General features: G+C 70.4%; 11 protein-coding genes. 6 read left to right on the top strand and 5 right to left on the bottom strand.

All coding sequences use genetic code 11. The features are described 5' to 3' along the window. The first annotated feature begins 314 nt into the window (after positions 1–314). The 3 genes from FM112_RS13260 to FM112_RS13250 are packed head-to-tail and all read left to right on the top strand — an operon-like array spanning position 315 to position 3,906. Entirely contained in the window at positions 315–1,850 is a 1,536-nt protein-coding gene (locus FM112_RS13260) for an MmgE/PrpD family protein (RefSeq protein WP_087008376.1), read from the top strand. A 10-nt stretch (positions 1,851–1,860) separates the two neighbouring features. Beyond that, positions 1,861–2,760: a methylisocitrate lyase gene (prpB, locus tag FM112_RS13255; protein ID WP_087008374.1), complete on the top strand. Its 900-nt coding sequence runs from the start codon at positions 1,861–1,863 to the stop codon at positions 2,758–2,760. A gap of 24 nt (positions 2,761–2,784) precedes the next feature. Next, positions 2,785–3,906, top strand: a complete 1,122-nt coding sequence (locus tag FM112_RS13250; RefSeq protein ID WP_087008372.1) for a bifunctional 2-methylcitrate synthase/citrate synthase — start codon at positions 2,785–2,787, stop codon at positions 3,904–3,906. Between the two features lie 104 nt (positions 3,907–4,010). Here FM112_RS13250 and FM112_RS13245 read toward each other — a convergent pair whose 3' ends face one another. Together FM112_RS13245 and FM112_RS13240 are read right to left on the bottom strand one after the other, a co-directional pair. Continuing rightward, positions 4,011–5,261: a TerC/Alx family metal homeostasis membrane protein gene (locus FM112_RS13245; protein ID WP_087008369.1), complete on the bottom strand. Its 1,251-nt coding sequence runs from the start codon at positions 5,259–5,261 to the stop codon at positions 4,011–4,013. Positions 5,262–5,441: 180 nt separating this feature from the next. Beyond that, positions 5,442–6,011 carry a histidine phosphatase family protein gene (locus FM112_RS13240; RefSeq protein ID WP_087008367.1) on the bottom strand — a complete coding sequence of 190 codons (570 nt, stop codon included), beginning with the start codon at positions 6,009–6,011 and terminating at the stop codon, positions 5,442–5,444. Positions 6,012–6,062: 51 nt separating this feature from the next. Between FM112_RS13240 and ftsY the strand changes: the two genes are divergently transcribed. Then, positions 6,063–6,944 (top strand): signal recognition particle-docking protein FtsY, encoded by an 882-nt coding sequence (gene ftsY / locus FM112_RS13235; protein WP_087008365.1) that lies wholly within the window; start codon positions 6,063–6,065, stop codon positions 6,942–6,944. A gap of 39 nt (positions 6,945–6,983) precedes the next feature. On the opposite strand, the gene FM112_RS13230 is transcribed toward ftsY, so the two are convergent. After that, complete coding sequence (locus tag FM112_RS13230; RefSeq protein WP_087008385.1) at positions 6,984–7,541, bottom strand: gamma carbonic anhydrase family protein; 558 nt, start codon at positions 7,539–7,541, stop codon at positions 6,984–6,986. Between the two features lie 37 nt (positions 7,542–7,578). Here FM112_RS13230 and FM112_RS13225 point away from each other — a divergent pair, with 37 nt between their 5' ends. Together FM112_RS13225 and ffh are read left to right on the top strand one after the other, a co-directional pair. Then, positions 7,579–8,481 carry a LysR family transcriptional regulator gene (locus tag FM112_RS13225; RefSeq protein ID WP_176386830.1) on the top strand — a complete coding sequence of 301 codons (903 nt, stop codon included), beginning with the start codon at positions 7,579–7,581 and terminating at the stop codon, positions 8,479–8,481. Between the two features lie 29 nt (positions 8,482–8,510). Further along, the gene (ffh, locus tag FM112_RS13220; RefSeq protein WP_087008361.1) at positions 8,511–10,064 is read left to right on the top strand and encodes a signal recognition particle protein; all 1,554 of its coding nucleotides are present in this window, start codon (positions 8,511–8,513) and stop codon (positions 10,062–10,064) included. A 75-nt stretch (positions 10,065–10,139) separates the two neighbouring features. On the opposite strand, the gene FM112_RS13215 is transcribed toward ffh, so the two are convergent. After that, positions 10,140–10,808, bottom strand: coding sequence for an aspartate/glutamate racemase family protein (locus FM112_RS13215; protein ID WP_254910501.1), 669 nt, complete (start codon positions 10,806–10,808; stop codon positions 10,140–10,142). 17 nt (positions 10,809–10,825) lie between these two features. Beyond that, on the bottom strand, positions 10,826–11,557 hold the full coding sequence (gene trmD / locus FM112_RS13210; protein ID WP_087008359.1) for a tRNA (guanosine(37)-N1)-methyltransferase TrmD: 732 nt from the start codon (positions 11,555–11,557) through the stop codon (positions 10,826–10,828). Position 11,558 lies beyond the last annotated feature (1 nt).

Here is an 11,558-nt window from a genome sequence, read left to right as displayed (position 1 = left end):
GCATGGGGGACTGTGTGGGAGAGTAGGACACTGCCGGACTCTTTTTGAATGAAGTTGAGGTGGGTACCCGGTGGGGTACCCACCTCACTTGCTTTTCCGGGTCGGTCCGGGGCTGTGGTCGGGCTCGGGGGGTGGTAGCGGGGATATCCGTGATGGGTATCCTCTTTTCGCGGTTTCCGGGACCGGACGGTGCCCCGGGCCGATACCGGTTCGCGAGAACCCACATCCTCGGGAGCCTTCCCGACCGCGGTCGGTAAAGTGGTTCGGGTGGCCATCGCCGAAGAAGGCACGTCCAGCCACCTGGAGGGAGACTCGTGAAGCAGCACCACGTCCGCGTGTATCGATCCGAGGAGCAGCTGGCCCGCGAGGAGCAGCTCGCCTGGAAGCTCGCGGAGGTCGCGGCCGACTCGGTCGAGGTCGTCGACGAAGTCGCGGACATGGTCATCAACCGGGTCATCGATAACGCCGCGGTGGCCGCCGCATCGCTGCACCGCGCCCCGATCATCGCCGCCCGCGGGCAGGCCGAGGCGCACCCCGCATCCAAGCACGGCGCCGGCGCCACGATCTTCGGTGAACCCGCCGCCACCCGCACCAGCCCCGAATGGGCCGCCTGGGCGAACGGCGTGGCGGTCCGGGAACTCGACTACCACGACACCTTCCTCGCCGCGGACTACTCGCACCCGGGAGACAACATCCCCCCGATCCTCGCGGTGGCCCAGCACCGTGCCGCCGAGCAGGGACTCACCGGCGCGGACGTCCTCCGCGCCATCGCGACGGCCTACGAGGTCCAGGTCGACCTCGTGAAGGCGATCTGCCTGCATAAGCACAAGATCGACCACATCGCGCACCTCGGACCATCCGCCGCGGCCGGCCTCGGCACGCTGCTTGGCCTCGACGTCGAGACCACCTTCCAGGCCATCGGCCAGGCACTGCATACGACCACCGCCACCCGCCAGTCCCGCAAGGGCGAGATCTCCACGTGGAAGGCCTACGCCCCCGCCTTCGCCGGCAAGACGGCCATCGAGGCCGTCGACCGCGCGATGCGCGGCCAGACGAGCCCCACCCCCATCTACGAGGGCGAGGACGGCGTGATCGCCTGGATCCTCGACGGCCCGGACGCGGCCTACTCCGTGCCGCTGCCCGAGCCGGGCGAGGCCAAGCGCGCGATCCTCGACACCTACACCAAGGAGCACTCCGCCGAGTACCAGGCGCAGGCGTGGATCGACCTCGCGCGGAAGCTGCACCGCGAGCATCCCGAACTCGTCGAGCACCCCGAGCGGATCGCCTCCGTCGTCATCGAGACCTCGCACCACACGCACTTCGTGATCGGTTCCGGCGCCAACGACCCGCAGAAGTACGACCCCCGCGCCTCGCGCGAGACGCTGGACCACTCCATCCCCTACATCTTCACGGTGGCGCTGCAGGACGGCTCCTGGCATCACGTCGACTCCTACGCCCCTGAGCGCGCCGGCCGCCCCGACACCGTGGAGCTGTGGCGCAAGGTCGCGACGGTGGAGGACCCGGAATGGACCCGCCGCTACCACTCCCTCGACATCCGCGAGAAGGCCTTCGGGGGAGCCGTGGTCATCGCGCTCGAGGACGGCACCGAGATCCGCGACCGGATCGCCGTGGCCGATGCGCACCCGCTGGGCGCGCGACCATTCGCCCGGGAGCAGTACGTCCGCAAGTTCCGCACCCTCGCGGAGGGCGTGCTCGAGCCCGCCGAGATCGAGCGCTTCCTCCGCCTCGCCGAGCGCCTTCCCGAGCTCACGGCGGCGGAGCTCGGCGAGCTCACCATCACCGCGGCCCCGGGGACGCTGACGCCGGCACCCATCGACGGCCTGTTCTGAAGGAGGACCGATGCTCTACGCCACGAACACCGCCGCGGCGAAGCGCGAACGCTTCCGCGCCCGCCTGGCCTCGGGAGAGCTCCTGCGCATGCCCGGCGCCTTCAACCCGCTCTCGGCGCGGCTCATCGAGCGCAAGGGCTTCGACGGGGTCTACATCTCGGGCGCCGTCCTCGCAGCCGACCTGGGGCTGCCCGACATCGGCCTCACCACCCTCACCGAGATCGCGGCCCGCGGCCGGCAGATCGCGCGGATGACGGACCTGCCCGCGCTCATCGACGCCGACACCGGGTTCGGCGAGCCGATGAACGTGGCCCGCACCGTGCAGGAACTCGAGGACGCGGGACTCGCCGGCTGCCACATCGAGGACCAGGTCAACCCCAAGCGCTGCGGGCACCTCGACGGCAAGTCGGTGGTGGACGTGGAGACGGCCGCGAAGCGCATCAGGGCCGCCACGGACGCCCGTCGCGACCCGAACTTCCTCGTGATGGCCCGGACGGACATCCGCGCCGCCGAGGGCCTCGACGCCGCGATCGACCGGGCGAAGGCCCTCGTCGACGCCGGCGCCGACGCGATCTTCCCAGAGGCGATGCGCACGCTCGACGAGTTCGCGGCGATGCGCGCCGCGGTGGACGTCCCGCTGCTCGCGAACATGACCGAGTTCGGCAAGAGCGAGCTCTTCAGCGTCGAGCAGCTGCGAGACGTCGGGATGAACCTCGTCATCTGGCCCGTCTCGATGCTGCGCATCTCGATGGGCGCCACCGAGCGGGCCCTCGACGAGCTCGCGGGGGAGGGGCACCTGCGGGAGAAGCTCGACGAGATGCAGCACCGCGCGGACCTCTACGACCTCGTCGACTACGAGGACTACAACCGCTTCGACACCTCCGTATTCAATTTCCGAGTGGACCGCTGACGCGCCACAGATAGGAGCACCCGAATGAACGACAAGGACGTCTACAAGGGCCTGGCCGGGGTGCCGGTCGACTACACGGCCATCTCGAAGGTCAACCCCGAGACCAACTCGCTGCTGTACCGCGGGTACCCCGTGCAGGAGCTCGCCGAGTCGTGCAGCTTCGAAGAGGTGGCGCTGCTGCTGTGGAACGGCGAGCTCCCGTCCTCTGCGGAGCTCGAGCAGTTCGTGGCGCAGGAGCGGCACAGCCGCGCGCTCGACCCCGACCTGCGCACCCTCATCGACACGCTGCCCGCCTCGGCGCATCCGATGGACGTGCTGCGCACCGCCGTCTCCGTGCTCGGCGCCACCGACCCGAGCAGCGGGGAGAGCACGGCCGAGTCGGACCTCGCCAAGGCGAAGCGGCTGTTCGCCGCGATCCCCGCCGTCGTGGCCTACGACCAGCGGCGGCGGCACGGGCTCGACCCGGTCGAGCCGCGCGAGGACCTGGGCTACGCGCAGAACTTCCTGTGGATGACCTTCGGCGAGGAGGCCGCCCCCGAGGTCGTCGACGCGTTCCGCGTCTCGATGGTGCTCTACGCGGAGCACTCCTTCAACGCCTCGACGTTCACCGCCCGCGTCATCGCATCCACCCTCTCCGATCTGTACAGCGCCGTGACCGGCGCCGTCGGCGCGCTCAAGGGGGCGCTGCACGGCGGCGCCAACGAGGCCGTCATGCACATCTTCGAGGAGATCGGCAGCGCCGAGAACGTCGTGCCGTGGCTCGACGAGGCGCTGGCCGGCAAGCGCAAGATCATGGGCTTCGGCCATCGCGTGTACAAGAACGGGGATTCGCGCGTGCCGACCATGCAGGCGGCCATGGAGCGCATGATCGAGCACTACGGCCGACAGGACATGCTCGACCTGTACACCGCGCTCGCCGAGGAGTTCACCTCGCGCAAGGGCATCCACCCCAACCTGGACTACCCGGCCGGCCCCACGTACCACCTCATGGGCTTCGACACCCCGACCTTCACGCCGCTGTTCGTCGCCGCGCGGGTCACGGGCTGGACCGCCCACATCATGGAGCAGAACGCGGACAACGCGCTCATCCGGCCGCTGTCGGTGTACAACGGCCCGGAGGAGCGGCACCTCGACGGCAAGGCGTAGTGCGCAGGGCCTGCGACGCGCAGGAGCGCCGGGACGTACGGACGGCGACGGCGAGGGGCGGCGGGAACCGTGGTTCCCGCCGCCCCTCGCCGTCGTGAGGGCGCCTACGGGCGCCGACGGTCCTCGTCGAAGTCGCGCTGGACGTACGGGCCGAACTCCTCGCGGCGCTCGTCCTCGGCCGCTGCATCCGCCTTCGCGCCGGGCTCCGCGGCCGTGCCGGCACCGTCGACGTCGGTCCCGACCGCATCCGCCGCAGGGGCATCCGTCCCGGCCGCATCCCCGGCAGCCTGCACCGAGCCCGAGCCCGAGCCCGCGACCTCGGCCTCGACCGAGCCGTCCTCCGCCTCGTCGGCGTCGATCTCCTGCTGCAGCTGCGCGCGGCCCTCCTCACGGCCCTTCGCGTAGATGATGGACGCGAAGGTGGCGATCACGAGCGTGCCGAAGATGAAGATGAGCGAGAACCAGGTGGGGATCTCGGGTACCCACATGACGGGCTCGCCGCCGTTGATGAAGGGCACCTCGTTGACGTGCAGCGCGTGGAACACGAGCTTCACGCCGATGAAGCCGAGGATGAACGCCAGGCCGAGGTCCAGGTACACGAGCCGCGAGAGCAGGCCGTCCAGCAGGAAGTAGAGCTGGCGCAGACCGAGCAGCGCGAACGCGTTCGCCATGAACACGAGGTACGGCTCCTGCGTGATGCCGAAGATCGCGGGGATCGAGTCGAGCGCGAAGAGCAGATCGGTCATGCCGAGCGCCACGATCACGAGGAACAGCGGGGTGAACAGCTTCTTGCCGTTCTCGACCACGGTCCACTTGTCGTCGTTGTAGTGCTCCGAGGTGCGGATGAACTTGCGCAGGTGGGCGACCCAGCCCGGCATCTCCGGATCGGAGTCGTCGAAGGAGTCGATGAACTGCCTGACGGCCATGAAGAGCAGCCAGGCGCCGAAGATGTAGAAGACCCATGCCCAGGACTCGAGCACCCAGGCGCCGGCGATGATGAAGACGGTTCGCAGGACGAGTGCGATGGCGATGCCGATGAGCAGCACCTTCTGCTGCGCGATCTTCGGCACCTGGAAGCTCGTCATCATCAGCAGGAAGACGAAGAGGTTGTCCACCGAGAGCGCCTTCTCGGTGGCGTAGCCGGTGATGAAGTCGCCGGCCTGGTCCCAGTTCCAGAAGAATCCGAGCCCGACCATGAAGAGCACGGCGATGACGATGTAGAAGATCGACCAGAAGCCGGCCTCGCGCATGGACGGCACGTGCGCGTGCTTCACGTGCGAGTAGAAGTCGAAGAAGAAGAAGCCGCAGATGACTGCGATGCTGATGCCCCATACGAGCAAGTCGACATGACCCATTAGTTCAATAGCCTCCAGGTGGTCCGCGAAGGGACTGCTCTGAAGGTCTCTTCCGCCGCAGGTCCGCGGCCGACGCTCCCGGGCGGAACGTAGGGTTCCGAATCCGTGATGACGAGAACGTCGCGAGAGGAATACTCCCCTTCACCATCGGACAGGGTACACGCTTTCGCGGAGCATGCTCTAGTCCAGGCGCATCGGATACCCGTTCGCCGACCAGACGGAGAAGCCGTGCGGGTGCGCCGGATCGGTCTCGATGATCGACAGGCTGAGGTTCGCGATCCTCGGAGCGGGCCGCGCCATCAGGGCGTTCAGCGTCTGGCGGACGACCGCGCCGTGGGTGAAGGCGAGCACGTTCTCCTCGGGATGGGCCTCCGCGATCGCGCGCAGCGCGGTGAGCGCGCGGGTGCGCACGGCATCGGTCGGCTCGACCGACGGATGGGTGAGATCGCGCCGGGAGCCGTCCGGGAGGTAGACGGACTGCCCCTCGAGCACGCCGAAGCCCCGCTCGATGAGGTCCGCCACGATCTCGGGCTCGCCGAGCCCCATCGCCCGCGTCACGATGCGGGCGGTGTGGCGGGTGCGGCCGAGCGGGGAGGAGACGGCGCGGCTCCAGGGCTGGCCGCGCAGCAGCTCCCCGGCCTCTTCGGCCTGCAGGATGCCGTTGTCGTTGAGCGGGATGTCGGCGGCGCCCTGCAGCCGGGACGCCACGTTCCAGTCGGTCTCGCCGTGCCGGATCAACCCGATTCTCATGTCGCCTCGCCGTTCTCTCGCCTGCGCCTGCTCATCCCGTACCCTAATGGCATGGCGGAACGTAAATCCTGGTCGCTCGGCGGCGCCCTGCGCACCATGTTCAAGCGGCCCACGATCGACGAGTCGACGTGGGAGGACCTCGAGGACGCGCTGCTGACGGCTGACTTCGGCCCGACGATCACCGACGAGGTGCTCGAGGAGCTGCGGGACCAGGTCGACCGCTTCAACACGACCGATCCCGCCGACCTCAGGCGGATGCTCCGCGAGGTGATCGAGGACCGGCTCGCGAAGTTCGACACCACGCTGAACCTCAGCGAGCGTCCGGCGGTGACGCTCATGGTGGGCGTCAACGGGGTCGGCAAGACCACCACGATCGGCAAGTTCGCCCGGTTCCTGCGCAACTTCGACCGCACGGTCGTGGTCGGGGCGGCGGACACCTTCCGCGCCGCCGCGGTGGAGCAGCTCGACACCTGGGCCATGCGGGCGGACGTGCGCATCGTGCGGCCGCAGCAGTTCGGCCAGGATCCCGCCTCCGTCGCCTATCAGACGGTGGAGGTGGCGATGCGGGAGGGCATCGAGATGGTCGTGATCGACACGGCGGGCCGCCTGCAGACGAAGGCGGGGCTCATGGACGAGCTCACGAAGATCCACCGCGTGGTCGAGAAGCTCGCCCCCGTCAGCGAGGTGCTGCTCGTTCTCGACGCGACCACGGGGCAGAACGGCGTCTCGCAGGCCGAGGCGTTCATCGAGCACGCCGGCGTCACCGGCCTCGTCGTCACGAAGCTCGACGGCTCCGCCAAGGGCGGTTTCGTGCTCTCGGTGCAGGAGCGCACCGGCCTGCCGATCAAGCTCATCGGCACCGGCGAGGGCATCAACGACCTCTCCGGCTTCACGCCGCACGTGTTCGCCGAGCAGCTGCTCGCCGACGCGTAGCCGCGCCGGGGAGGGCGGCCGCCTCCCCGGCGGCGGTCGCTACTCGTACCGCACGTCGTCGAGCGAGAGCGCCTCGGCGACGCCGGCCTGCGCCTTCGAGAGCTCCACGTAGCCGCCCGCGTGCGGGATGAACGCGGTGGACTCCTCCTCGCTCAGCTCGCGGCGCACTTTCGCGGGGATCCCCGCGGCCAGCGAGCGGGCGGGGATCTCGGCGTGCTCGAGCACCACGGCGCCCGCCGCGATGAGCGTGCCCTCGCCGATGACCGAGTGGCTCAGCAGCGAGGAGGACATGCCGACGAGCGTGCCGTCGCCCACGGTCGTGCCGTGCAGCATCGCGGAGTGGCCGACCGTCACGTCGTCGCCCAGCGTGCAGGGCGCGTCCGCGTCGACGTGCACGATCGTGCCGTCCTGGATGTTCGAGCGCGCGCCCACCCGGATCGCGCCGGAGTCGCCGCGCAGCACGCAGCCGTAGAACACGCTTGAGTCGGGGCCGATCTCCACGTCGCCGATGATCGTGGCGTTCGGGGCGATCCACGCGGACGCGTGGATGCGCGGGGTCTTGCCGTCGAAGGGCAGAATCAGGGGTCCATTCGTCATGAGGCAAGTTTCTCACCTTCGCGGGTACATTGATCCCATGCGGCATCTCGACCACGAATCGCTCGGCCTCTTCGTCCGCGTCGTCGATGTCGGCAGCATCAGCGCCGTGGCCGCGCAGGTGGGCCGCTCGCAGCAGTCGGTGTCGGAGCGGATGCGCCGGCTCGAGCGGGAGCTCGGCCTCGCCCTCCTGGAACGCGGCGCGCGCGGCTCGAAGCCCACGGAGGCGGGCCAGATCGTGGCCGACTGGGCCGCGGACCTGCTCGCGGCCACCGAGGCGTTCAGGACCCGCCTCGACTCGCTGCGCGTCGACGAGGACGCCGAGCTCTGGGTCGCGGCCTCGCAGACCATCGCGGGCTATCTGCTCCCCAAGTGGCTCGGAACGCTGAAGACCAGGGGCGCGAACGGCACCGCGAGCCCGCACGTGCACGCCGTCAACTCGGTGGAGGTCGTGCGCGAGGTGCAGGCGGGCACGGTGTCGCTCGGCTTCATCGAGACGCTCGACCTGCCTCGGGACCTCGCGATGCGCACGGTCGGGCACGACGAGCTGGTCGTGGTGGTCGCCCCCGACCACCCGTGGGCCGACCTGTCCGAAGGGATCGACGCGGCCGAGCTCGCGGGCACCCCGCTGGTCGTCCGGGAGGAGGGATCCGGCACCCGCCAGGCGCTCGAGCACATCCTGGGCGAGTTCGACGCCGGCCTCGAGCTCGCGCCGCCCGCCGCGGAGTTCTCTGCGGTGACCTCGGTGCGCGGCGCCGTGGCGGCGGGGATCGCCCCCTCGGTGATGAGCACGATCACCGTGGCCGAGGATCTCGCGGCCCGACGCCTCATCCGCGTGCCGGTGCGCGGCCTCGAGCTGCGGCGGCCGCTCACGGCGGTCTGGCGCGAGGATCGGGCGCTGCCGGACGCGGCGGCGGAACTCGTGGAGATCGCCGCTGACTGACCGTCCTCGACGCGGTAGAATGGCTCCCTATGGCTATGTTCGGGAACCTCTCAGATCGGCTCGTTGAAGCCCTCGGCAACCTCCGCTCGAAGGGCAGGCTCACCGCCGCCGACGTCGACGGCACGGTGCGCGAGATCCGTCGCGCCCTGCTGGAGGCCGACGTCGCCCTCCCCGTGGTCAAGGAGTTCGCCGCGCACGTGCGCGAGCGCGCCCTTGGCGACGAGGTGAACCGCGCGCTGAACCCCGCGCAGCAGGTCGTGCAGATCGTCAACGAGGAGCTCGTCCGCATCCTCGGCGGCAAGGAGTCGCGGCCGCTCAACCTGGCGAAGCGCCCGCCGACGGTCATCATGCTCGTCGGCCTCCAGGGCGCCGGCAAGACCACGCTCGCGGGCAAGCTCGCGAAGCACCTCGCGGGGCAGAAGCACTCGCCGATGCTCGTGGCGGCCGACCTCCAGCGCCCGAACGCGGTCACCCAGCTGCAGATCGTCGGCGACCAGGCCGGCGTGCCCGTGTTCGCGCCCGAGCCCGGCAACGGCGTCGGCGACCCGGTGCGCGTGGCCCGCGAGTCGATGCGGCTCGCCGAGGAGAAGCTCCACGACATCGTCATCATCGACACCGCGGGCCGTCTCGGTGTCGACGAGGAGCTCATGCGCCAGGCGCGCCTCATCAAGGAGGCCACCGACCCGGACGAGGTGCTGTTCACGATCGACTCGATGATCGGCCAGGACGCGGTCGCGACCGCCAAGGCCTTCCTCGACGGCGTGGACTTCACCGGCGTCGTGCTCACCAAGCTCGACGGCGACACCCGCGGCGGCGCCGCGCTCTCGGTCGCGCAGACCACCGGCAAGCCCATCCTCTACGCGTCCACGGGCGAGCGGCTCGAGGATCTCGAGGTCTTCCATCCCGACCGCATGGCCTCGCGCATCCTCAACATGGGCGACGTGCTCTCGCTCATCGAGCAGGCGCAGAAGGCCTTCGACGAGGAGGAGGCGCGCAAGACCGCCGAGAAGATCGCGAAGGATCGCTTCACCCTCGACGACTTCCTGAAGCAGATGCAGCAGGTCCGCAAGGCCGGCAACTTCAAGAAGATGATCGGCATGCTCCCCGGCATGGACAAGAGCATGAAGTCGCAGGTCGAGAACTTCGACGAGTCGAGCCTGGTGCGCATCGAGGCGATCATCCAGTCGATGACCCCGCTCGAGCGGAACAACCCGAAGGTGCTGAACGGCTCGCGCCGGGCCCGCATCGCGCGGGGCTCGGGCACGCAGGTCAGCGAGATCAACGAGCTCATCAAGCGGTTCGACGGCATGTCGAAGATGATGCGCACGATGGCCCGCGGCGCGACCCCGGGCATCCCCGGCATGGGCCCGATGGGCGGCGGGGCCCCCGCCCGTGGCGGCGCCAAGAAGAGCAAGAAGGCCGCGAAGGGCAAGCGCTTCTCCGGCAACCCCGCCAAGCGGGGCGTCGAGCCCGCCCCGAAGCAGGACAAGCCGGCGGGCGCGGCGTTCGGCGCCGCGAAGCCCGGCGGCGACGGCCCGACCCCCGAGGAGCTCGAGCAGCTGCAGAAGTTCCTCGGCCGCTAGCAGGGCCGGGAGCCGCTCAGCGGGCGAGCGCGTCTGGGCCGCCCACGACCTCGAGCCGGATCTCGCGGGCGCGCGCTAGACGATCCCGGTCTCGCGCAGCAGCGCGCACGCCGCGGGCACCGGCTCGACGATCGGGAGATCGACCGCGTCGCGCAGGCGGCGCGCGGTATCGCTGAGCGGGCCGCCGGCGATGATCACGGCCTCGGCGCCCCGCGCCCGGCTCGCGCGCACGGCCTCGAGCAGCTCGAGGTACTGGGCCTCCGGGTCCGAGGCGAGCTCGAGCGGCCCGCGGCGGCTGAGGCTCACGCCCGTGAACCGCTCGCGGCAGCCGTAGGCGCCGACGAGCTCATGCGTGGTCGTGGCCATGCCGAAGCGGCGTCCGCCGGCCGCCGCGGCGCGGATCGAGGCCTGGCCGATGCCGATCACGGGGACGTCGAGGGCGCGCTGCAGCGCCGCGCGCCCCGGGTCGCCGATCGCCGCCACGATCACAGCGTCGGGCCGATGCGCCTCGACGGCCTTCCTGGCGACGTCGAGCACCGCGCCCTCCGCCCGAGCCAGCGCGGCAGGGTCGACGATCATCGCGGGCCCCCGCTCGGCGGTGACCCCCGCGACGCGAACCGCCGACGGCAGCTCCACCTGCGCCAGCCCCGTCATGAGCGCCGTCGTGCGGCGGTTCATGTTGGGATTCACCAGCAGCACGGTCCGCGGCCGCGTCGATGCGTCCCGCTGCTGCGGCTCGTCCACGAGTCGTCCTCGGCGGGCTATTCGGGCCGCGCGGCCCACGCCTCGTAGAGATCGGGCCGGACGCGCCTGGTCCGCTCGACCTGCTGCTCGTGCCGCCACGCCTCGATCCTGGCGTGGTGCCCGCTCAGGAGGATCTCGGGCACCTCGCGGCCGCGCCACGAGGCGGGCTTCGTATAGCTCGGGTACTCGAGCAGGCCGTCCTCGTGCGACTCCTCGACGAGCGAGGCGGGATTGCCGACGACGCCGGGGATGAGCCGCCCGAAGGCCTCGATCATGGCCATGACGGCCACCTCGCCGCCGTTGAGCACGTAGTCGCCGAGCGAGACGAGCTCGACGCGGGCACGGGAGGCCGCGTAGTCGAACACGCGCTGGTCGATGCCCTCGTACCGGCCGCAGCCGAAGACGAGATGCGGCTCCGCGGCGTACCGGCGCGCGGCGGCCTGCGTGAAGACCTCCCCGGCGGGGGAGGGGAAGACGATGAGCGGGGCCTCGGCCCGCGGCTCCGCGGCGTCCAGGATGCCGTCGAGCGTCTCGCCCCACGGCTCCGGCCGCATGACCATGCCGGCGCCGCCGCCGTACGGGGTGTCGTCCACGGTGCGGTGGCGGTCGTGCGCGGCGTCGCGGAGGTCGTGCACCCGCAGATCCACGATGCCCTTCGCCCGGGCCTTGCCCAGCAGCGAGATGTCCAGCACGTCGAAGAACTGGGGGAAGATCGTGACGATATCGACGCGGGTCGGCGACGCCGTCATC

Origin of the sequence: Gulosibacter sp. 10 (assembly GCF_900163695.1) — a bacterium.
In the GTDB taxonomy this organism is placed as follows: domain Bacteria; phylum Actinomycetota; class Actinomycetes; order Actinomycetales; family Microbacteriaceae; genus Gulosibacter.
The sequence above is the reverse complement of the archived record's forward strand: the minus strand, read 5'-3'. Positions and strand labels throughout refer to the sequence as shown.